Below are 22629 nucleotides of genomic sequence, written 5' to 3' on the forward strand. Positions count from 1 at the left end.
AGAGCCATGTACGACGAACAGCAGCCACCGGACCACGGCCCCCTCGCGGGCTTCACCGTGGGTGTGACCGCCGCGCGCCGGGCCGACGAGCTCGGGGCGCTGCTCCAGCGCCGCGGTGCCGCCGTCCTGCACGCCCCCGCCCTGCGCATCGTGCCGGTCGCCGACGACAGCGAACTGCTCGCCGCCACCAAGGAGGTCATCGACCAGGCGCCCGACGTCGTCGTCGCCACCACCGCCATCGGCTTCCGGGGCTGGATCGAGGCCGCCGACGGCTGGGGGCTCGGCGAGGACCTGCTGGCCAGACTGCGCGGGGTCGAGGTGCTCGCCCGCGGACCCAAGGTCAAGGGGGCGATCCGGGCCGCCGGGCTGACCGAGGAGTGGTCGCCCAGCTCCGAGTCCATGGCGGAGGTGCTCGACCGGCTCCTGGAGGAGGGCGTCGAGGGCCGCCGCATCGCCGTACAGCTGCACGGCGAGCCGCTGCCCGGGTTCGTGGAGGCGCTGCGGGTCGGGGGGGCGGAGGTGCTCGGGGTGCCGGTGTACCGGTGGATGCCGCCGGAGGACATCGGTCCCGTGGACCGGCTGCTGGACGCCGCCGTCTCCCGCGGCCTGGACGCGCTCACCTTCACCAGCGCCCCCGCGGCCGCGTCCCTGCTGTCACGGGCCGAAGTGCGCGGGCTGCAGCCGGAGTTGCTGGCCGCCCTTCACCACGACGTGCTGCCGGCCTGCGTCGGCCCGGTCACCGCGCTGCCGTTGCAGGCCCTCGGTGTCGACACGGTCTCGCCCGAACGGTTCCGGCTCGGCCCCCTCGTCCAGCTGCTGTGCCAGGAACTGCCCGGCCGGGCACGGGCGTTGCCGATCGCCGGGCACCGGGTGGAGATCCGCGGGCACGCGGTGCTGGTGGACGGGTCGCTGCGGCCCGTGCCGCCGGCCGGCATGTCGCTGCTACGGGCGCTGTCGCGGCGGCCGGGCTGGGTCGTGGCCCGCGCCGACCTCCTGCGGGCGCTGCCCGGCACCGGTCGAGACGAACACGCCGTCGAGACGGCCATGGCGCGGCTGCGGACGGCGCTGGGGGCGCCGAAACTGATCCAGACGGTGGTCAAGCGGGGGTATCGGCTGGCGCTGGATCCGGCCGCCGATGCGAAGTACGCCGACGGGTAGTCGGCACGCTGTCCTGTGCGGGGCTCGCGGGGGCTGCCGCCCCCGGGCCCCCGCGCCCGGCCCTGGACGGGCCTTGTCCTCAAGCGCCGGACGGGCTGTCATGGGGTCCGTCCTCAAACGCCGGACGGGCTGCCCCTGGCCTTGTCCTCCAACGCCCGACGGGCTGACCCTGGGCGCGTCCTCCAACGCCCGACGGGCAGTCACGGGGACTGTCCGTGAGCGTCGGACGGGCTGTCCGTAGTCGGCCGGACGGGGATGGTCTCCCTGTGCGGGGGGTTCCGGGGGCGAGGGTGGGCGGGCACTGTGGGGGTGGGGCGGTTTCTCGGTCCCTTCCGGTAGTTCGGCGGCCCCCTTGAGCGGGGGCACCCTAGGCGGTGACAGGCACATGGCACTGGGTACGGCCACGGTCTCCTGCGAACTGCGGTTCGACGCCGGGCGGGTCTGTCTGGATCTTCTCGCGACCACCCATCCCGGGGAACGGCTCGACTCCGTCGGGGTCCTGCGCGCCTGGATCGAGGCGTCCGGGCTCGTTCCGGCCGGCACCGCGCTGAGTCACACGGACGACTCCTGGCTGGTCGGCTTCCGGGAACTGCGCTGCCGTATCGCCCAGTTGGTACCCGGGGGACCGCCACCCGACAGCCGGCCCTACGACCTCGCGCTCGCCCGCGTCAACCAGCTCGCCGGGGCCGCGCCGCCCACGCCGTGCGCGGTGCGCGGCCAGGACGGCACCCTCGTGCGGGAGTTGGCCGCACCGCCCGGCTGCGGGGCGCTGCTCGGCGCCATCGCCCGGGACGCCGTCGAGTTGCTCACCGACCCGGTCGCCCGGGCGGGGCTGCGGCAGTGCGAGGGCGACAACTGCCCGATCGTCTACCTGGACACGTCACGCGGACGCAGGAGGCGCTGGTGCTCCAGCGAGGTCTGCGGGAACCGCGAAAGGGTCGCCCGGCACCGCCGACGGGCGGCTCTCGCGCGTGCCTGAGTGATCGACAAGCCGTCCGACCGCCCGATATGCGGCTTCTGTGAAATCATTGTCGAAGTGATTTCGATAACACCTCGTTTACCGTCCGGGCGAGTCGGGCAGCCCGAGTGATCTTGCTGATGTGGTGGAAATGTAAAGATCGCGCGGTGGGAATGTGCGCTCATGTCCGGCCTCGTCACGTCACCCCGTGGAAAACTGTCGCGTCACGTTGAACACACCCGCACCCCCGTCCGTACCCGTGGACGAGCGACCGACTGGGGGATCCCCCGGACATCGGAGGTGGGCGTGCGCAAGGATTCTGTCGTGGCCAATGAACGTGGATCGAGGGCCCGACATCGCATGTCCCAGCCCTCGGAACCTGATGAGGAGCTGATGCGTGCCCTGTACCGGGAGCACGCCGGACCCCTCCTTGCGTATGTACTCCGGCTGGTCGCGGGAGACCGGCAGCGGGCCGAGGACGTGGTCCAGGAAACGCTCATCCGTGCCTGGAAGAACGCCGGCCAGCTCAATCGAGCGACCGGTTCGGTACGCCCCTGGCTGGTGACGGTCGCCCGGCGCATCGTCATCGACGGCCACCGCAGCCGGCAGGCCCGGCCGCAGGAGGTCGATCCGTCGCCGCTGGAGGTCATCCCCGCGGAGGACGAGATCGACAAGGCGCTGTGGCTGATGACGTTGTCCGACGCGCTCGACGACCTGACCCCGGCCCACCGGGAGGTGCTCGTCGAGACGTACTTCAAGGGGCGTACCGTCAACGAGGCGGCTGAGACGCTGGGCATTCCCAGCGGCACCGTACGCTCAAGGGTTTTCTATGCGCTTCGGTCGATGAAGCTGGCTCTGGAGGAGCGGGGGGTGACGGCGTGATGAGTGTTTACGGGGGATTCGGAACGGGTGGTTCGGGAATGTCTGGCCCCATGATGGGATCGCCGGGCCCTAACGAGCACGAAACCGTCGGCGCCTACGCCCTCGGCATTCTGGACGACGGGGAAGCAACCGCTTTCGAGGCCCATCTCGCCACCTGTGAGTGGTGCGCCCAGCAGCTCGACGAGCTCGCCGGGATGGAACCGATGCTGGCCGCGCTGGCCGACCTGCCGGGCTCAGGCACCCCCGCCATCGGGGAGTCGCTGTCCGCCCGGCCCAGCCCGCGGCTCGCGGAGAAGCTGGTCGACGAGGTCTCCGAGCGGCGCGCGCACAAGCGCCGGCGCGGCTTCTACCTGGTGGCCGCCGCGGCCGCGCTGATCATCGGCGGTCCGCTGACCGTCATGGCGGCGACCGGCGGCGACTCGAACAACGGCACCAACGAGGCGGCTCCGCCCGCCGCGCAGCAGCTGTTCAACACGCTGAACGACAAGGTCACCGCGACGGACTCGTCCACCGGTGTCACCGGCACGGTCGCCATGGCGGAGAAGGACTGGGGCACCCAGGCGGTCCTCCAGCTCAAGAACGTCAAGGGCCCGCTCAAGTGCTCCCTGATCGCCGTGGGCAAGAACGGCGAGCGCGAGACGGTGTCGTCCTGGTCCGTCTCGAAGTGGGGCTACGGACTGCCGGACGCCACGAAGGAGGAGGCCAAGAACCCGCTGTACATCGGCGGCGGAGCGGCCTTCAAGCCCAACGAGATCGACCACTTCGAGGTCATGACCTTCCCCGGCAAACGGCTGGTGGAGATCGACGCGTAAGCGCGCGCGTGGCTTCCAGGGGCCCCCTTCGCGTACGGTTGACGGCTGCCCAGCACGTCAGAAGGGGGCCCGGTGGCCGCTCAGGCTCAGCAGGAAACCGCGGTCGGCTCGGATCAGGACAAGGCCGCACTGGATTCGGTGCGGGACCGAGAGATCAGCGTCGAACAGGAACACCTGGACCGGGTGTACCGACGGCTCGAGGAGAAGATCCACGAGGCCGAGTTCCTCATGAACGACGCCGCCCAGCGCGGTCAGGTCGGCACGCCCGGCGCACTGGCCGAGCGGGACGCACAGGTCTTCAGGGCGGGGGTTCACCTCAACCGCCTGAACAACGAGTTCGAGGACTTCCTCTTCGGCCGTATCGACCTGCTGCCCGGCAGGGACGGCAGGAAGGGCCCCGACGGCGCCTACACCGCCGTGGAGCCCGCCGAGGGCGCCGTACGGGACGACGACACCGCCGACATCGCCGAGACCCTGCACATCGGCCGTATCGGAGTCCTGGACTCCGACTACGCGCCGCTGGTCATCGACTGGCGGGCGCCGGCCGCGGCCCCGTTCTACCGCTCGACCCCGGTCGATCCCGGCCGGGTCGTGCGCCGCCGGGTGATCCGCTCCAAGGGCCGGCGCGTCCTCGGCGTCGAGGACGACCTGATGCGCCCGGAGCTGACCGCCTCCCTCGACGGCCACCGGCTGGCCGTCATCGGCGACGGCGCCCTGATGGCCGCCCTCGGCCAGGCCCGCAGCCACACCATGCGGGACATCGTCGCCTCCATCCAGGCCGAGCAGGACCTGGTGATCCGCGCCCCCGCGGCCTCCGTGACGTACGTCGAGGGCGGCCCCGGCACGGGTAAGACGGCCGTCGCCCTGCACCGGGCGGCCTACCTGCTCTACCAGGACCGGCGCCGGTACGCGGGCGGCATCCTGATCGTCTCGCCGACCCCGCTGCTCGTGGCGTACACCGAGGGCGTGCTGCCCTCCCTCGGCGAGGAGGGCCAGGTCGCCATCCGCGCCATCGGCTCCCTCGTCGACGGCGCCGAGGCCACCCTCCACGACGCCCCGCCGGTGGCCCGCGCCAAGGGGTCGTACCGCATGCTCAAGGTGTTGCGGAAGGCCGCGCGCGGAGCCCTGGAACCCAGCGGTTCACCGACCCTGCTGCGGGTGGTCGCCCACGGCCGCCGCCTCGAACTGGAGGCCGCGGAACTGAACCGGGTCCGGGAGAACGCGCTCAGCGGCACCGCGCCCGTCAACCTGCTGCGTCCCCGCGCCCGCAAGCTGCTCCTGGACGCGCTGTGGGCGCGCTCGGGCTCGGCCGGCCGGCACGCGGACCCCGAACTGGCCGCCGAACTGCGCTCCTCCTTCGACGAGGACGTCAGCTCCGAGGACAGCTTCATCGAGTTCCTGGACGCCTGGTGGCCGGAGCTGACCCCGGCGGCCGTCCTCGCGGCGATGGCCGACGAACGGCGCCTGGGCCGCTGGGCCCGGCGCATCCTCAACCCCGGTGAGATCCGCCGCACGGCCCGCTCCCTCCGGCGCGACGGGCACTCCGTGCACGACATCGCCATGCTCGACGAGCTCCAGGCGATCCTCGGCGCCCCCGCCCGCCCGCGCAAGCGGCGGGAACTGGACCCGCTCGACCAGCTCACCGGCCTGGACGAACTGATGCCGGTGCGCGAGGAGACCCAGCGCGAGCGGGCCGAGCGGCTGGCGCAGGAGCGCGTGGAGTACGCCCACGTCATCGTCGACGAGGCGCAGGACCTGACGCCGATGCAGTGGCGCATGGTCGGCCGGCGCGGCCGGCACGCCACCTGGACGATCGTCGGCGACCCGGCGCAGTCCTCCTGGTCGGACCCCGAGGAGGCGGCCCAGGCCCGCGACGAGGCCCTGGGCAGCCGCCCGCGCCGCCGCTTCGAGCTGACGGTGAACTACCGCAACCCCTCCGAGATCGCCGAGCTGGCGGCGAAGGTCCTGGCGCTCGCCATGCCGGGCGCCCGGTCCCCGTCGGCCGTCCGCTCCACCGGGGTGCGGCCGCGTTTCGTGGCGACCACGAGAGGACCCGGCACCACCGCGCGGGAACTCGCGCTGCCTGCCGTACGGGAGTCCGCCGTACGGGAGTCCGCCGCGCCGGAGTCCCTGGCCCGGACCGTGCGGGCCGAGGCGGCCCGGCTGCTGGACCTGGTCGACGGCACCGTCGGCGTCGTCGTCGCCATGAACCGCCGCGAGGAGGCCAGGGGCTGGCTGGCGGGACTCGGCGACCGCGTGGTGGCGCTGGGCAGCCTGGAGGCCAAGGGCCTGGAGTACGACGCGACGGTCGTCGTCTCCCCGGCGGAGATCGCGGACGAGTCCCCGGCCGGGCTGCGCGTGCTGTACGTGGCGCTCACCCGGGCCACCCAGCAGCTGACGGTGGTGTCCGCCGAGCGGGACCAGCCCGACGCGGACGGGGTCCCGGACCTCCTCCGGGACTGATCCCAGGCGTCCGAACGGGCTGTTCCCGACGAACTCCCGGGATGGGAATGGCCTTACCGGATCTGTTTGTTAGCCTGGGTGTGACACCGGCCCGATCCAAGCCCCCGGGCCCAACCTTCGTCGCCACGAGCGACCACTTGCCGCGAGGCGAGCATGGCGGGTCGGTGTCACTGAGCAGGTGGAGGCCCACGTCACGAGGTGACGTGGGCCTCTCTGTTGAGAACACAACGATCGCAATCCGGGGCGGCTACCGCGTACTCGGCGGTAGGTGCGACGATCGGACCGCGAACCCGCGACCCCGCACAGTACGTGCGGCACGCGCAGTACACGGTGAAAGCAGAGGAAGTCGGCATGGCAACGGCGCCCAGCGTCTCCTACTCGATGACGGTCCGGCTGGAGGTGCCCGCGAGCGGAACCTCCGTCTCGCAGCTCACCACCGCCGTGGAGTCCTCCGGAGGCTCGGTCACCGGCCTCGACGTCACCGCCTCCGGACACGAGAAGCTCCGGATCGACGTCACCATCGCGGCCAGCTCCACCACGCACGCCGACGAGATCGTCGAGGAGCTCCGCGGCATCGAGGGCGTCACCCTGGGCAAGGTCTCGGACCGTACGTTCCTCATGCACCTCGGCGGCAAGATCGAGATGCAGTCCAAGCACCCGATCCGTAACCGTGACGACCTGTCGATGATCTACACCCCGGGGGTCGCCCGGGTGTGCATGGCGATCGCCGAGAACCCCGAGGACGCCCGCCGCCTCACCATCAAGCGCAATTCCGTTGCGGTCGTGACGGACGGCTCGGCCGTGCTGGGCCTCGGCAACATCGGCCCCAAGGCCGCCCTGCCGGTCATGGAGGGCAAGGCGGCCCTCTTCAAGCGGTTCGCCGGCATCGACGCCTGGCCGCTGTGCCTGGACACCCAGGACACCGACGCGATCGTCGAGATCGTCAAGGCGATCGCCCCCGGCTTCGCGGGCATCAACCTGGAGGACATCTCCGCGCCCCGCTGCTTCGAGATCGAGGCCAGGCTGCGCGAGGCCCTCGACATCCCCGTCTTCCACGACGACCAGCACGGCACGGCGATCGTCGTCCTCGCCTCCCTCACGAACGCCCTGCGGGTCGTGAACAAGGGCATCGGGGACGTGCGGGTCGTCATGTCCGGCGCCGGCGCGGCCGGTACCGCCATCCTCAAACTGCTGCTCGCCGCCGGTGTGAAGAACGCGGTCGTCGCCGACATCCACGGTGTCGTGCACGCCGACCGCGAGGACCTGGTCGACGCGGCCCCGGACTCGGCGCTGTGCTGGATCGCCGACAACACCAACCCCGAGGGCCTCACCGGCACCCTGAAGGAAGCCGTGCGCGGCGCGGACGTCTTCATCGGCGTGTCCGCCCCCAACGTGCTCGACGGCGACGACGTGGCCGCCATGGCCGAGGGCGCCATCGTGTTCGCGCTCGCGAATCCCGACCCGGAGGTCGACCCGGCGATCGCCCGCCAGACGGCCGCGGTCGTGGCCACCGGCCGCTCCGACTTCCCGAACCAGATCAACAACGTGCTGGTCTTCCCGGGTGTCTTCCGCGGCCTGCTGGACGCGCAGTCCCGCACCGTCAACACGGAGATGATGCTCGCCGCCGCGACCGCCCTCGCCGACGTGGTGACCGAGGACGAGCTGAACGCGAACTACATCATCCCCAGCGTCTTCAACGACAAGGTCGCGGGCGCCGTCGCCGGTGCCGTGCGGGAGGCCGCGAAAGCCGCCGGCGCCACCGTCTAGGCGGCGGATGCCCGTACGGTGGAGGGCGGAAGACGGTGCGGTGCACGGCGGGCGCCGGCTGTGAGGATCGCCACGACAGGTCTGACATCGGCGCGTCGTGGAACCCGGGTCCTCGGCACGCCGTTTAGGGTGTCGGCCAGGCTCAAGCCCTTCACGGAGTGTCACCAGGCTGAGGCCGTGGCGCTCCCCGTGTGACTCCCAAGGGTGTTCTCGCGACTCCTGGGGGTACCGGATTGGCTTTCCCGCCGCAGGTAGGGGCAGGATGCGTCTCTGGGCGCGAGGGTCTGACGACGGACCCGGGTCCGGGGGCTCACCGCAGACCCTGGCAGCATCGGCTTCGCTGTACCCAACATGCGGCTCCGCCGCGTGTCACGCCTCAACAGCAAGAAGAACACGGGAGTAACAACATGAACCGCAGTGAGCTGGTGGCCGCGCTGGCCGACCGCGCCGAGGTGACCCGCAAGGACGCCGACGCCGTTCTGGCCGCGTTCGCCGAGACCGTCGGTGAGATCGTCGCCAAGGGTGACGAGAAGGTGACCATCCCCGGCTTCCTGACCTTCGAGCGCACCCACCGTGCCGCTCGGACCGCGCGCAACCCGCAGACCGGCGACCCGATCAACATCCCCGCCGGCTACAGCGTGAAGGTCTCCGCGGGCTCGAAGCTCAAGGAAGCCGCCAAGGGCAAGTGACCTTGCGGCCTGTACGCCACGGAACGGCGTAGGGCTCGTAAGCGACGCCGAAGGGGCGGCGCCCGGTTCTCCGGGCGCCGCCCCTTCGTGGTGTGCGCGTGTGGCGCCGGCCGGCCCGGGGGCCGGCCGGTCGGTCAGCCGAGGGCCTTGCCCGGCAGCTCCACCTTCGCGCCCAGTTCCACGAGCTTCTCCATGAAGTTCTCGTAGCCGCGGTTGATGAGCTCGATGCCGTGCACCCGGGAGGTGCCCTGGGCCGCGAGGGCGGCGATGAGGTAGGAGAAGCCGCCCCGGAGGTCGGGGATGACCAGGTCGGCGCCCTGGAGCTTGGTGGGGCCCGACACGACGGCCGAGTGCAGGAAGTTGCGCTGGCCGAAGCGGCAGTCGGAGCTGCCCAGGCACTCGCGGTAGAGCTGGATGTGGGCACCCATCTGGTTGAGCGCGGAGGTGAAGCCGAGCCGGGACTCGTACACCGTCTCGTGCACGATGGACAGGCCGGTGGCCTGCGTCAGCGCCACGACCAGCGGCTGCTGCCAGTCCGTCTGGAAGCCGGGGTGCACGTCCGTCTCCAGCGCGATCGACTTCAGCTGGCCGCCGGGGTGCCAGAAGCGGATGCCCCCGTCGTCGATCCGGAACGCGCCGCCCACCTTCCGGTAGGTGTTGAGGAACGTCATCATCGAGCGCTGCTGGGCGCCGCGGACGTAGATGTCACCCTCGGTCGCCAGCGCCGCGGACGCCCAGGAGGCGGCCTCCAGGCGGTCCGGGAGGGCGCCGTGGTCGTAGCCGCCGAGCTCGTCCACACCGGTGACGCGGATGGTGCGGTCGGTGTCCATCGCGATGATGGCGCCCATCTTCTGCAGGACGCAGATGAGGTCCTCGATCTCCGGCTCCACGGCCGCGTTCGAGAGCTCGGTGACGCCCTCCGCGAGGACGGCCGTCAGCAGCACCTGCTCGGTCGCGCCCACCGACGGGTAGGGCAGCCGGATCTTCGTGCCGCGCAGCCGCTGCGGAGCCTCCAGGTACTGGCCGTCCGCCCGCTTCTCGATGCGCGCGCCGAACTGCCGCAGCACCTCGAAGTGGAAGTCGATGGGCCGGCCGCCGATGTCGCAGCCGCCGAGGCCGGGGATGAAGGCGTGCCCCAGACGGTGCAGCAGCGGGCCGCAGAAGAGGATCGGGATACGGCTCGAACCCGCGTGCGCGTCGATGTCGGCGACGTTCGCGCTCTCCACGTGGGACGGGTCCATCACCAGCTCGCCCGGCTCCTCACCCGGACGGACCGTCACACCGTGCAGTTGCAGCAGTCCGCGTACGACGCGCACGTCCCGGATGTCCGGAACATTGCGCAGACGGCTCGGCGCACCGCCCAGCAGGGCGGCGACCATGGCCTTCGGTACGAGGTTCTTCGCACCACGAACACGGATCTCGCCCTCGAGCGGGGTTCCGCCGTGGACAAGCAGTACGTCGTCAGAGCCGTTGACGGTCATGTATCTCGCGTTCCGATGAGTCGGGCAGGGGCCAGAAGGGAAAGGGTAATCGCCGCCCACCCCCCTTCAGTAAGCCCGGGGACGGCCCAGGTACGTCATAGCTGTGTCACAACACGAACCGTTCCCTTCCGGGCACATGGGGTCACCGGTGCACGCGTGCGCCGGGGGCGCTTCTGTCCGCCCTGAGCTGCATTCACTCCCGTACCCCCATTGGTCCCCCACGGACTGGGAAGATGCGGGATCATGTCTGGCATGACCGAGGTGTCCTCGCTCACAGGGCGGTTGCTCGTGGCGACCCCCGCCCTGGCGGACCCGAACTTCGACCGCGCGGTGGTGCTCCTTCTCGACCACGACGAGGAGGGCTCCCTCGGTGTCGTCCTCAACCGGCCCACCCCGGTGGACGTCGGCGACATCCTGGAGGGCTGGGCGGAACTGGCGGGGGAGCCCGGCGTCGTCTTCCAGGGCGGCCCGGTCTCCCTGGACTCGGCCCTCGGCGTCGCCGTGATCCCCGGCGGCGCCGCGCTCAACGGCACCCCGCTCGGCTGGCGCCGGGTGCACGGGGCGATCGGCCTGGTCGATCTGGAGGCGCCGCCGGAGCTGCTGGCCTCCGCGCTCGGATCGCTGCGCATCTTCGCCGGATACGCCGGCTGGGGCCCCGGCCAGCTGGAGGACGAGCTCGTCGAGGGCGCCTGGTACGTCGTCGAGTCGGAGCCCGGAGACGTGTCCTCCCCTTCGCCGGAGAACCTCTGGCGCGAGGTCCTGCGCCGCCAGCGCAACGAGCTGGCGATGGTGGCCACCTATCCGGACGACTCTTCGCTCAACTGACGGGTGCGGGTTTCAGTACCCTGGCTGGTATGAGCACTCTTGAGCCCGAGCCCCAGCCGCAGCGAGGTACTGGTACGGGGACCCTCGTAGAGCCGGCGCCGCAGGTGTCCCACGGTGACGGCGACCACGAGCGCTTCGCCCACTACGTCCAGAAGGACAAGATCATGGCGAGCGCCCTCGACGGGACGCCCGTCGTCGCGCTGTGCGGCAAGGTGTGGGTGCCGGGCCGCGATCCGAAGAAGTACCCGGTGTGTCCCATGTGCAAGGAGATCTACGAGTCCATGGGCGCCGGCGGCGGCGACAAGGACAAGGGCGGCGACAGCAAGTAGCCCGCTCCGCTCGGCCGGGACCGACAGGCCCCCGTGACGCGTCCCCGACGCGCCACGGGGGCCTTCGCCGTCCGGTGTCGCCGGGCCGCCTTCGCCTTCGCCGTCCCCGCCCCGCCGTCGCACGGGATGCGCCGGATGGTCACAGATTGGTCGAGACCTGTTGTCGGAGTGGCGGTGCAGTCCGTAGCCTCCAGGTGTCGTTGTGCGGAGCGAAACGTTCATTGCGCATACTGCAACGCCCGGGGGTCGTTCCATGGAAATCTCCGCCCGCCCGGCGGGACTTCGGGCCGCTCCGCCTCGTTCCGCAACGGGCCGACCAGGTCTCGGCGTACGGAAGTCGCGGATTTTCCTCGCGGCGATTCCCCGGACGGCCGGAATTCGGCCGCCACTTCCCCTACGGGCTTCTCCCGGCCCGCGCCCTCGCGCCCGTACCGGCGCCGATCGTGTTTTCCGCGGCGACCGCCCGGACGCGATTCCGTTTCCGCTTCCCGCCCACCGCGCCGATCATGATTCCGGTGACCGGGACCCCGTCCGCGGGACCTTTCCCGACTCCCCGCTCCCGCCGCGGGAGTTCGTCCGGCTGAACGCCCCGTGCGCGCCGACACCGCCGCACACGGTGGCGCGGCGAGCCGGGCACGCTTTCCCCGGTGGGCCATTCCCGAAGGTCATTCCGGGGCCGGCGTACACGCGTGAGTTTCTCCTCATCCCTGCCGTACTCGTACAGCGACGACCGGTCCGCGGGCCGGGCGGAGCGGTTAAGGACCGATGTGATCGATGTGATTCCCGAGCCCCGGCACGTGACCGCCACCGAGGACGGTTTCTTCGAACCCGGCCCGGCCACCCGGCTGATCGCCGGCGCCGGCACCGAGGGCACGGAACGCTGGCTGCGCGCCACCGTGGGGGCGGCCACCGGCCTGCCCCTGCCGCCGGGACACGACGGCGAGGACGACGCCGTCCGCCTCTCCCTCGACCCGGAGGTCACCGCGGAACTCGGGGAGGAGGGCTACCGCCTCGACGTGCTGCGCGACGGGGTCCACCTGGCCGGCGGCGGCCCCGCCGGGCTCTTCTGGGGCGCCCAGACGCTGCGTCAGCTCCTCGGCCCGGACGCCTTCCGGCGCGCCCCGATCCCCGGCCGGCGCCCCCGGCTGCCGCTGACGCACGTTCAGGACGCGCCCCGGTTCCGCTGGCGCGGCCTGATGCTCGACGTCGCCCGGCACTTCCTGCCCAAGGACGACGTGCTGCGCCAACTGGATCTCATGGCCGCGCACAAACTCAACGTCTTCCACTTCCATCTGACGGACGACCAGGGCTGGCGCGTCGAGATCGAGCGGTATCCGCGACTGACCGAGATCGGTTCCTGGCGGGCCCGCACCAAAACAGGCCACGGCACCTCACAACTGTGGGACGAGAAGCCGCACGGTGGCTTCTACACCCAGGACGACATCCGGGAGATCGTGGCCTACGCCGCCGAACGGCATATCACCGTCGTCCCGGAAATCGACGTGCCCGGGCACTCGCAGGCCGCCATCACCGCGTACCCGGAACTCGGCAACACCGACGTCGTCGACACCACCGCCCTCTCCGTCTGGGACGACTGGGGGATCTCCGTCAACGTACTCGCGCCCACCGACACCACCCTGCGCTTCTACGAAGGGGTCTTCGAGGAGATCCTCGACCTGTTCCCCTCACGGTTCGTCCACGTCGGGGGTGACGAATGCCTCAAGGACCAGTGGCGGCGGTCGCCCACCGTGCAGGCCCGCATCGCGGAACTCGGCCTCGCCGACGAGGACGGGCTGCAGGCGTGGTTCATCGGCCACTTCGACACATGGCTCGCCGCACGCGGACGCAGGCTCATCGGCTGGGACGAGATCCTGGAGGGCGGCCTCGCGGACGGCGCCGCCGTCTCGTCCTGGCGCGGGTACCGGGGCGGCATCGCCGCCGCGCGGGCCGGCCACGACGTCGTCATGTGTCCCGAGCAGCAGGTCTACCTGGACTACCGGCAGGACGGCGGAGTCGACGAACCGGTGCCCATCGCGTACGTGCGCACCCTGGAGGACGTCTACCGGTTCGAGCCCGTTCCACCGGAGTTGACCGCCGAGGAGGCCACGCACGTGCTCGGTGCCCAGGCCAACGTGTGGACCGAGGTCATGGAGGACCGCGGGCGCGTCGACTACCAGACCTTCCCCCGGCTCACGGCGTTCGCGGAGGTGGCCTGGAGCTCCCTGCCGGCCCCGGCGGAACGGGACTTCGCCGGCTTCGAGCGGCGGATGGCCGCCCACTACCCGCGGCTCGACGCCCTGGGCGTCGCCTACCGGCCACCGGCCGGACCCCTGCCATGGCAGCGGCGGCCCGGCGTGCCAGGCCGCCCGAAGGAGGGGCAGCCGCCGATCAGGTAGGCGGAAAGGCCTCACCGGTCAACGAACGGTGGCACAACGCACGCACCGGTGATGCCGCACGAAAACGGTTTATATCGCGGGCGAAACGGGCGAACAGCTCCTAGCGGACCCCCGTCTTCGGGTGTTGCGAAGATGTGCCAGAGTTGCCACGTCCGCCCTGTCAGCACGTACCGTACGGCAGCACAGGTGGGACCAGGTGGGGCAGCGGGAAGGGGCAGCCGGTTTGACCACGCACGCACCGCAGGCGGGGCAGGCCGTCACGCTGCCCACGACGCTGGACGAGGCGGTGGCGGCACTCACCGCCACGCCCGCCGCCGTGCCCGTGGCGGGCGGCACCGACCTGATGGCCGCCGTCAACTCCGGGCAGCTCAGGCCCGCCGCGCTCGTCGGCCTCGGCCGGATCAGCGAGATCCGCGGCTGGCAGTACCAGGACGGGCACGCGCTGCTCGGCGCCGGACTCACGCACGCGCGCATGGGCCGACCCGACTTCGCCGCGCTCATCCCGGCGCTCGCCGCGGCCGCGCGCGCCGCGGGTCCGCCGCAGATCCGCAACGCGGGCACCCTCGGCGGCAACATCGCCTCCGCCGCCCCCACCGGGGACGCGCTGCCCGTGCTGGCCGCCCTGGAGGCGACGCTGATCATCGCGGGCCCTGGCGGAGCCCGCCGGGAGATGCCGGTGTCGCACCTGCTGGCCGGCATGGAGATGCTGCGGGGCGGTGAACTCATCGGCTACGTGCGCGTACCGCTGCTGCACGCGCCGCAGGTCTTCCTCAAGGCGACCGGCCGCACCGGACCCGGGCGGGCGATGGCGTCCGTCGCGCTGGTCCTCGACCCCGCCCGGCGCGGAGTCAGGTGCGCCGTCGGCGCCATAGCCCCGATGCCGCTCCGGCCCCTGGACGCCGAGCAGTGGGTCGGCCGGCTCATCGACTGGGACAACGGCCGCGCGATCGTCCCCGAGGCGCTGACCGCTTTCGGCGAGTACGTCTCCGCGGCCTGCATCCCCGACCCGGCCCCGGCCGAGGACGGCTCCGTACCGCAGCATCCGCCGGCCGTACTGCACCTGCGGCGCACCGTCGCCGCACTGGCCCGACGAGCACTGGGGAGGGCGCTGTCGTGACCGACGACCAGCACGCGGAAGGCACGCCCAGGAGCGGGGGCCGCTGGGACCCGCTGCCCCAGGGCGACTACGACGACGGCGCCACCGCCTTCGTGAAACTGCCCGAGGGCGGTATCGAAGCGCTCCTGGCGGCGGCCGACACCCCGCTCGCCGCGCCGGGCCACGGGTACGTGCCCCCGCAGATCACGGCCACCCCCGGCACGGAGCCGGGCGCCGACCCGGCGAGCGGCACCTGGGCGATGCCCGCCGAAGCCGCCCGGTGGCCCGACCCGAACGAGGGCCCGCACGGCGCCGGCGACGACCGGTTCACCTACCGCCCCGGGTCCACCGGACAGTGGGAGTTCGGTGACGTCACGGCGGCGGACGCCCCCGCGGCCCCGGGCCACGACGTCACCGGCCAGTGGTCCATCCCGGTCGCCGGCGGCGACCTCCCCGACGAGTCGGGCGAGTTCACCACGTCCGCCCTGGTCGAGCAGTGGGGCGGCACACCCCCCGCCACGCTCCCCGGCGGCGCCTCCGCGCCCTGGGCCACCCAGCCGGGTCAGCCCTGGGAGCCCGCGGCGGCCGAACGGCCGGACACCGCCGGGCACGCGCAGGCCCCGGCCCACCTCCTGGGCCGCCCCGACGAGGCACCCGCCGCACCCGGACACGCCGGGCCCGCCCCGGTCGACCACGACCCCTCCGCCGGGCACTACGGAGAGACGCCCGCGGAAGCCGCCGTAGCCGCCTCACAGGCCGCTCTGGAAGCCGCTGAGGCCCAGGAGGCCGCCGAGGCCGCCCTGGAGGCCGCAGAGGCCGCTCAGCGGCCCGCCGAGCCCTTCTCGGAGCCCGGCACCGACACCTCCGACGGGACGACCGGCCCCGAGACGGCGGGCGAGCCCGCCGAGGACCCCGCCGACGGGACCCCAGGCGCCGCGTCCCCTGACAGCCCCGACAGCTTCGACAGCCCCGACAGCCCCGACAGCTTCGACAACCCGGACAGCCCCGACAGCCCGGACAACTCCGACGCCTCCGTGCTCTCCGGCGAGGAGCACCCCCTCGCGTCGTACGTGCTGCGCGTCAACGGCACCGAACGGCCCGTCAGCGACGCCTGGATCGGCGAGTCCCTGCTCTACGTGCTGCGCGAGCGGCTGGGCCTCGCGGGCGCGAAGGACGGCTGCTCGCAGGGCGAGTGCGGCGCCTGCAACGTCCAGGTCGACGGCCGGCTCGTGGCGTCCTGCCTGGTGCCCGCGGTGACCGCGGCCGGCAGCGAGGTCCGCACCGTCGAGGGCCTGGCCGTCGACGGGCAGCCCTCCGACGTGCAGCGGGCGCTCGCCCGGTGCGGCGCCGTGCAGTGCGGGTTCTGCGTGCCCGGCATGGCGATGACCGTCCACGACCTGCTCGAGGGCAACCCGGCGCCGACCGAACTGGAGACCCGACAGGCCTTGTGCGGCAACCTGTGCCGGTGCTCCGGCTACCGGGGTGTCGTCGAGGCCGTCAAGGAGGTCGCCGCCGAACGCGAGGCGCACGGCAGGGCCGGTGACGTCGAACGCGACGGCGACGAGGCACGTATCCCCCATCAGGCGGGTCCGGGAGCCGGCGGGGTCAACCCGTCGGCGTTCGAGTCGCCGAGAACCCATGACCAGGCGTACGGACAGGACGGAGGCCCGGCGTGAGCAACGAAGCCGCCACCGCGACCACCGCGGAGGCAGCCCCCGCCCCCGAGGCCATCCCGCACGGCCTCGGCGCCTCCCTGCCCGCCGCCGACACCCGTGCCAAGACCGAGGGCACCTTCCCGTACGCGGCCGACCTGTGGGCCGAGGGCCTGCTGTGGGCGGCCGTACTGCGCTCCCCGCACGCGCACGCGCGCATCCTGTCGATCGACACCACCCACGCGCGCGAGATGCCCGGTGTGCGGGCCGTGGTCACCCACGAGGACGTCCCCGGCAGCGCGCCGCACGGCCGCGGCCGGGCCGACCGCCCGCTGTTCGCCTCGGACGTCGTACGCCATCACGGGGAGCCCATCGCGGCCGTCGCCGCCGACCACCCCGACACCGCGCGCATGGCGGCCGCCGCCGTCATCGTCGAGTACGAGGTCCTCGACCCGGTCACCGACCCCGAGCTGGCCTTCGAGGCGGAGCCGCTGCACCCCGACGGCAACCTGATCCGGCACATCCCGCTGCACCACGGCGACCCGGAGGCGACCGGTGACGTCGTCGTCGAGGGGCAGTACCGCATCGGCCGCCAGGACCCCGCCCCGATCGGTGCCGAGGCCGGCCTCGCCGTGCCCCGCCCCGACGGCGGCGTCGAGCTGTACCTGGCCTCCACCGACCCGCACACCGACCGCGACGCGGCCGCCGCCTGCTACGGCCTGGAGCCCGAGCGGGTGAAGGTCGTCGTCACCGGTGTGCCCGGCGCCACCGCCGACCGCGAGGACCAGGGTTTCCAGCTCCCGCTCGGCCTGCTCGCGCTGAAGACCGGCTGCCCGGTGAAACTGACCGCCACGCGCGAGGAGTCCTTCCTCGGGCACGCCCACCGCCACCCCACCCTGCTGCGCTACCGCCACCACGCGGACGCCGAGGGCAGACTCGTCAAGGTCGAGGCGCAGATCCTGCTCGACGCGGGCGCGTACGCGGACACCTCAGCGGAGACGCTGGCCGCCGCCGTGGGCTTCGCCTGCGGGCCCTACGTCGTCCCGAACGCCTTCATCGAGGGCTGGGCCGTGCGCACCAACAACCCGCCCTCCGGCCATGTGCGCGGCGAGGGCGCCATGCAGGTGTGCGCCGCCTACGAGGCGCAGATGGACAAACTCGCCAAGAAGCTCGGCCTCGACCCGGCCGAACTGCGCCTGCGCAACGCGATGGCCACCGGCGACGTCCTCCCGACGGGCCAGACCGTCACCTGCCCGGCACCGGTCGCCGAACTCCTCCAGGCGGTCCGCGACCACCCCCTGCCGGCGCTGCCCAAGGACACCCCCGAGGACGAGTGGCTGCTGCCCGGCGGCCCCGAGGGCGCGGGCGAACCCGGCGCGGTGCGCCGGGGCGTCGGCTACGCGCTGGGCATGGTGCACATGCTGGGCGCGGAGGGCGCCGACGAGGTGTCCACGGCCACCGTGCGGGTCCAGGACGGCGTGGCGACGGTGCTGTGCGCGGCCGTCGAGACCGGCCAGGGCTTCACGACCCTCGCGAGACAGATCGTGCAGGAGACGCTCGGTATCGACGAGGTGCACGTGGCGTCCGTCGACACCGACCAGCCGCCGGCCGGCCCGGGCGCCCGCGGCCGCCACACCTGGGTGTCCGGCGGCGCGGTGGAGCGCGCCGCCAAGATGGTCCGTACGCAGCTGCTGCAGCCCCTGGCGCACAAGTTCGGCATGTCCACCGAACTGCTCCAGATCACCGACGGCAAGATCACCTCCTACGACGGTGTGCTGTCGACCACGGTCACCGAGGCGATGGAGGGCAAGGAGCTGTGGGCCACGGCCCAGTGCCGCCCCCATCCGACGGAGCCGCTGGACGCGGCCGGCCAGGGCGACGCCTTCGTGGGCCTCGCCTTCTGCGCGATCCGCGCGGTGGTCGACGTCGACATCGAACTCGGCTCGGTACGGGTGGTCGAGCTGGCCCTCGCCCAGGACGTGGGCCGGGTGCTGAACCCCGCGCAGCTCGCGGCGCGCATCGAGGCGGGCGTCACCCAGGGCGTGGGCATAGCGCTGACGGAGAACCTGCGCACCGCGCGCGGGCTGGTCCGCCATCCCGACCTCACCGGGTACGCGCTGCCGACCGCCCTGGACGCGCCCGACATCCACATCGTCAAGTTGGTCGAGGAGCGGGACGTCGTCGCGCCCTTCGGCGCCAAGGCGGCGAGCGCGGTGCCGGTGGTGACCTCCCCGGCCTCGATCGCCTCCGCGGTACGGGCCGCAACCGGCCGCCCCGTGAACCGGCTGCCGATACGGCCGCAGGCCGCGGTGGTGACGGGCCAGTGACCGCACCCGAGCCGCCGCGCTACGAACCCCCGCCCAGCGTCGGGAAGCTGCTGGTGTGGGTGCTGGTGTTCGTCCTGGCGGCGATCGCGGTCGTGGTGGGCGGCGTCTACTTCACCTGAGGCACGGCGCCGGCCGTGCTCCGCGCGTCGTCGTGCGGGGTGGTGTCGCACGCGGGCGTGCGGTGAGTGTTCCCGTGGCCGGGCGTGTCGCGATCGTGTGGCTGGGCGCGGGGCGGCGGCTGGGCGTGTTCCGGTGGCTGGTCGAGGGAACGCGCGAGGCCGGTCGAGCGTCTTGCAGGGCAGGGGCGACGCGGGTCGCCTGGGGCGCGGCGGGTCGCCGGCGATGCCGACCAGGTCGGCTGCAGTCGATCAGGTCGATCAGGTCGACCAGGCCGACCAGGCCGGTCGGCGCGGCGGCGCCGGGTGCGCCGGTGGGTGGCGTGGCCGGTCCCGGGCAAAGTCGGTGGCGTTGTCAGTGGTGCGGCGTAGTGTTCCGAGCAGTGGGGGGCGACCGCTTCGACCAGTGGCGTGCGGCCCCTTCGACAGGACCGGACGGCCGGGGCGAGCCCTGCCGGGGGACTGCGCGACACAGTGCACGGGGGAACCATGAACATGATCGACACCGGTACCGCGGTGATCACCGCGACCGGCCGCGACCTCGACCCGTACCTCACGTACGAGTCGGTGTGCCACTGGCCGACCGACGCCCGCCTGCCGTTCACCGGCGACCTGCCGACCCTCGACGAGCTGAGCCGGGAAGGTCTCGGGACGATGGCGGACTCCACGGTCGACCCGGCGTCCTTCTTCCACGACCGCCCCGACCTGAGAGACCGCCGCACCCTCCCGCCCGCGCTGCGGACCCTCGTGCGGTTCGCCGCCGTGACCGACGAACTGGCCCGCCTGCGAGGCCAGTTCGCCTGCTTCGCCGGGCGCTTCGGGCCGGAGGCGGCGGCGCGGGCGTCCCGGCGGCTGCTCGCGGAGTTCGAGGGCGACGCGGGCGGTGAGCCGACGCCGCTGTGGAGACTGGCGGCACTGATCCGGCCGCTGTCCCTCGCGGCCGGCCCGGACACCGCCACGGACTCCGGACTGGCCCTGGACCTCCCGGCCCGGCTGCTGGACCAGGAGTTCGGGCAGGGCGGGGTGGCCCGCTTCGAGGACGTCGACTTCCCCGCGGCCCTCACCCACGAGCCGACCCGCCGGTTCCTGCGCCAGACCGGCCTGCCGGAGGACGCCTTCCTCTTCCACCGGGACACCGACGTGTCACTGCCGACCCTCGCCGAGCACTACGCCGACCAGTGGCCCACGGAGTCGGGCCCCGTCGAACTCCCCTCCCGGGCCGACCACTTGATACGCCTCGGGCACCTCGTCGACGGCAACAGCCTGGTGCTCGACGGCGCCACGGGCGCGGTCCTGAACTGGTGCGAGCCCGAGGCCACCCTGTACCCGCTGAACGCGGACGTCTCCACGTTCGCGTGCACGCTCTGGCTGCTGCACCGCGACGAGCACACCGACGCGGCGCCCGCCCCCGAGCTGACGACGGACACGTACGACCGGCTGGCCGCCACGATGATCCACGTCCTGTCCACCACCGACCGGACCGGCCTCTTCCAGGAAGAGGCCGGCGGCCTCCGCTGACATGTGGGGGCGCGGGCTCCCGAAAGGCGGCGGAGGGCCCCGGAGGCACGCGGGCGGCGCAGCACACCGTGCGCCCCTCCCGCCCCGCCCGCAGGCTGTAGGCATGGCCATCACGCAGCCCATCGTGATCTACCCGCCCGGCGGCGACGGCGGCCGCCGGGTCCGGACCGCCGACCGGTTCCTCGGAATGGCCTACGGCGTCCTGGACATCGTCGAGTTCCTCCGTCTGGCGGGCCTGGAGAACGTCGACGACGACTGGGTCCGTCAGACCGATCAGATCGAGTGGCGCGAGGGCGGCCCGGACACGTGGGGCCCGTGAGCCACGGACCCCGGCCCCGACGACCGGAAGGGCGGCACCCCTCCCGGGATGCCGCCCTTCCGTTCCGCCCGCTCAGGCAACTGGAGACCGTGGCGGGATTCGAACCCACGTAACTCGCTTTGCAGGCGAGCCCCTGAACCACTCGGGCACACGGTCGTCGGTGAGGTCGGGGGCCGGTGGTCGCCGGTCGGCCGAGCTCGTAGGTCGACCGTAGGGCGGGGTGGGGGAGGGGTTCAAGGAATCGGGGGGTGCCGCAACGGGACTGCCATGTGCCGTTCACGAACGGGCGGGGTGATCAGCGGTGGTCGTAGGACCAAGGTCCCGGTCCGAGGCCTCCTACGGACAGGGGCTAAAGCGCTCCGTGGCCCTTACGCTTGCCGTCATGACCACGCCCGAACCGCGCGACACCGGCGTCACACAGGCCCCCACCCCCGCCCTGGTCCCCGCAGACGAGGAGACCGTGCTCGGACGGCCCTACCGGGCGCTGAGCATCGGCATCGTCTCCGTCGTCCTGCTGATCGCGTTCGAGGCGACGGCGGTCGGTACGGCGATGCCGGTAGCGGCGCGGGAGCTGGACGGGGTGTCGCTGTACGCGTTCGCGTTCTCGGGGTACTTCACCACGAGCCTGTTCGGCATGGTGCTCGCCGGTCAGTGGTCGGACCGGCGGGGCCCGCTCGGCGCTTTGACCGCGGGCATCGCCGCGTTCGCGGCCGGGCTGGTGCTCGCCGGCACGGCCGCCGCGATGTGGCTGTTCATCCTCGGGCGGGCCGTGCAGGGGCTCGGCGGCGGACTGGTGATCGTCGCGCTGTACGTCGTCGTGGGACGCGCCTACCCGTCCCGGCTGCGGCCGTCGATCATGGCGGCGTTCGCCGCGAGCTGGGTGGTCCCCTCGGTCGTCGGACCGCTCGCCTCCGGCGCGGTCACCGAACACCTCGGCTGGCGCTGGGTGTTCCTCGGCATACCGGTGCTCGTCGTCTTCCCGCTGGCCCTCGCCCTGCCGCAGATACGGCACCGCGCGGGCGGCCCGGTCGAGGGCGCCCCGCAGCGCGAGAGCGGCGATCCGTCCGGCCGCCGCCGTATCCGACTGGCCCTCGGCATCTCGCTCGGTGCCGGGCTGCTCCAGTACGCCGCCCAGGACCTGCGGTGGATGTCGCTGCTCCCGGCGGCCGCGGGCGTCGCCCTGCTCGCGCCCGCCGTGCTCGGGCTGCTTCCGCACGGCACCTGGCGGGCCGCGCGCGGGCTGCCGTCGGTGGTGCTGCTGCGCGGGGTCGCCGCGGGCTCCTTCATCGCGGCCGAGTCCTTCGTGCCGTTGATGCTGGTCACCCAGCGCGGGCTCTCCCCGACGCTGGCCGGGTTCTCCCTCGCCGCGGGCGGCGGCACCTGGGCGCTGGGCTCGTGGGTGCAGTCCCGGCCGCCCGTGGAGCCGTACCGGGAGCGGCTGATGACGTTCGGCATGGTGCTGGTGGCGGCCGCCATCGCCGCGGCCCCCAGCGTCCTGATCGACTCCGTGCCCGCCTGGACGGTGGCCGTCGCCTGGGGCTTCGGCTGCTTCGGGATGGGTCTGGTCATCTCCTCCACCAGCGTGCTCCTGCTGCACCTGTCCGCACCCTCGGAGGCCGGTGCCAACTCGGCCGCCCTGCAGATCTCCGACGGCCTGTCCAACGTGCTCCTGCTGGCCGCCGGCGGCGCCGCGTTCGCCGCCCTCGGCGGGGGCACGGTCACCCACGCGGCCACGGAGGCGTCCGGCGGCCACCCGGCGGCCTTCGCCGCGGTCTTCCTGCCGATGGCGGCCGTGGCCCTGCTCGGCGCGTGGGTGACGACCCGGGTGCGGGAACGCTGAG

18 protein-coding genes and 1 tRNA gene are annotated in these 22629 nt (G+C 72.7%); 17 read left to right on the forward strand and 2 right to left on the reverse strand.

From position 1 onward, the window contains the following. Positions 1-6: 6 nt before the first annotated feature. From ABZT03_RS25285 to ABZT03_RS25315, 7 genes are all read left to right on the forward strand, one after another. On the forward strand, positions 7-1158 hold the full coding sequence (locus ABZT03_RS25285) for a uroporphyrinogen-III synthase (RefSeq protein WP_356042879.1): 1152 nt from the start codon (positions 7-9) through the stop codon (positions 1156-1158). Positions 1159-1543: 385 nt separating this feature from the next. Then, the gene (locus ABZT03_RS25290) at positions 1544-2137 is read left to right on the forward strand and encodes a CGNR zinc finger domain-containing protein (protein WP_356042881.1); all 594 of its coding nucleotides are present in this window, start codon (positions 1544-1546) and stop codon (positions 2135-2137) included. 339 nt (positions 2138-2476) lie between these two features. Next, positions 2477-2998, forward strand: coding sequence for a sigma-70 family RNA polymerase sigma factor (locus ABZT03_RS25295; RefSeq protein WP_010039908.1), 522 nt, complete (start codon positions 2477-2479; stop codon positions 2996-2998). A 50-nt stretch (positions 2999-3048) separates the two neighbouring features. Further along, positions 3049-3810 (forward strand): zf-HC2 domain-containing protein, encoded by a 762-nt coding sequence (locus ABZT03_RS25300; protein WP_356042883.1) that lies wholly within the window; start codon positions 3049-3051, stop codon positions 3808-3810. A 72-nt stretch (positions 3811-3882) separates the two neighbouring features. Further along, positions 3883-6273: a UvrD-helicase domain-containing protein gene (locus tag ABZT03_RS25305; RefSeq protein WP_356042885.1), complete on the forward strand. Its 2391-nt coding sequence runs from the start codon at positions 3883-3885 to the stop codon at positions 6271-6273. Positions 6274-6624: 351 nt separating this feature from the next. Next, complete coding sequence (locus tag ABZT03_RS25310; protein ID WP_356042887.1) at positions 6625-8040, forward strand: NAD-dependent malic enzyme; 1416 nt, start codon at positions 6625-6627, stop codon at positions 8038-8040. 407 nt (positions 8041-8447) lie between these two features. Continuing rightward, positions 8448-8729, forward strand: a complete 282-nt coding sequence (locus ABZT03_RS25315; RefSeq protein WP_105974351.1) for an HU family DNA-binding protein — start codon at positions 8448-8450, stop codon at positions 8727-8729. A gap of 134 nt (positions 8730-8863) precedes the next feature. Here the strand turns inward: ABZT03_RS25315 and murA are convergent, their stop codons facing one another. After that, complete coding sequence (gene murA / locus ABZT03_RS25320) at positions 8864-10210, reverse strand: UDP-N-acetylglucosamine 1-carboxyvinyltransferase (protein ID WP_356042888.1); 1347 nt, start codon at positions 10208-10210, stop codon at positions 8864-8866. Between the two features lie 252 nt (positions 10211-10462). Between murA and ABZT03_RS25325 the strand changes: the two genes are divergently transcribed. The 9 genes from ABZT03_RS25325 to ABZT03_RS25365 all read left to right on the forward strand — a co-directional run bounded on the left by ABZT03_RS25325 (position 10463) and on the right by ABZT03_RS25365 (position 20788). Next, on the forward strand, positions 10463-11035 hold the full coding sequence (locus ABZT03_RS25325) for a YqgE/AlgH family protein (protein ID WP_356042890.1): 573 nt from the start codon (positions 10463-10465) through the stop codon (positions 11033-11035). 29 nt (positions 11036-11064) lie between these two features. Then, positions 11065-11364 carry a DUF3039 domain-containing protein gene (locus ABZT03_RS25330; protein WP_356042892.1) on the forward strand — a complete coding sequence of 100 codons (300 nt, stop codon included), beginning with the start codon at positions 11065-11067 and terminating at the stop codon, positions 11362-11364. A 779-nt stretch (positions 11365-12143) separates the two neighbouring features. After that, complete coding sequence (locus tag ABZT03_RS25335; protein WP_356042934.1) at positions 12144-13760, forward strand: beta-N-acetylhexosaminidase; 1617 nt, start codon at positions 12144-12146, stop codon at positions 13758-13760. A 223-nt stretch (positions 13761-13983) separates the two neighbouring features. Then, positions 13984-14877 (forward strand): FAD binding domain-containing protein, encoded by an 894-nt coding sequence (locus ABZT03_RS25340; RefSeq protein WP_356042893.1) that lies wholly within the window; start codon positions 13984-13986, stop codon positions 14875-14877. Further along, a complete protein-coding gene (locus tag ABZT03_RS25345; RefSeq protein ID WP_356042894.1) occupies positions 14874-16532 on the forward strand; it encodes a 2Fe-2S iron-sulfur cluster-binding protein in 1659 nt (552 codons plus the stop codon). The genes ABZT03_RS25340 and ABZT03_RS25345 overlap by 4 nt, the downstream gene beginning before the upstream one ends. Next, complete coding sequence (locus ABZT03_RS25350) at positions 16529-18835, forward strand: molybdopterin cofactor-binding domain-containing protein (protein ID WP_356042895.1); 2307 nt, start codon at positions 16529-16531, stop codon at positions 18833-18835. The genes ABZT03_RS25345 and ABZT03_RS25350 overlap by 4 nt, the downstream gene beginning before the upstream one ends. Then, the gene (locus ABZT03_RS25355) at positions 18832-18954 is read left to right on the forward strand and encodes a hypothetical protein (RefSeq protein WP_356042896.1); all 123 of its coding nucleotides are present in this window, start codon (positions 18832-18834) and stop codon (positions 18952-18954) included. The genes ABZT03_RS25350 and ABZT03_RS25355 overlap by 4 nt, the downstream gene beginning before the upstream one ends. 486 nt (positions 18955-19440) lie before the next feature. Further along, the gene (locus ABZT03_RS25360; protein ID WP_356042898.1) at positions 19441-20469 is read left to right on the forward strand and encodes an SUKH-4 family immunity protein; all 1029 of its coding nucleotides are present in this window, start codon (positions 19441-19443) and stop codon (positions 20467-20469) included. A 103-nt stretch (positions 20470-20572) separates the two neighbouring features. After that, positions 20573-20788: a hypothetical protein gene (locus tag ABZT03_RS25365; protein WP_356042899.1), complete on the forward strand. Its 216-nt coding sequence runs from the start codon at positions 20573-20575 to the stop codon at positions 20786-20788. An 81-nt stretch (positions 20789-20869) separates the two neighbouring features. On the opposite strand, the gene ABZT03_RS25370 is transcribed toward ABZT03_RS25365, so the two are convergent. Next, positions 20870-20944 (reverse strand) — tRNA-Cys (locus ABZT03_RS25370). A gap of 226 nt (positions 20945-21170) precedes the next feature. Here ABZT03_RS25370 and ABZT03_RS25375 point away from each other — a divergent pair. Further along, positions 21171-22628, forward strand: a complete 1458-nt coding sequence (locus tag ABZT03_RS25375) for an MFS transporter (protein WP_356042902.1) — start codon at positions 21171-21173, stop codon at positions 22626-22628. The last annotated feature ends 1 nt before the right edge of the window (position 22629 follow it).

The sequence above is a fragment of the Streptomyces sp. NPDC005574 genome (assembly GCF_040605435.1).
In the GTDB taxonomy this organism is placed as follows: Bacteria; Actinomycetota; Actinomycetes; order Streptomycetales; family Streptomycetaceae; genus Streptomyces.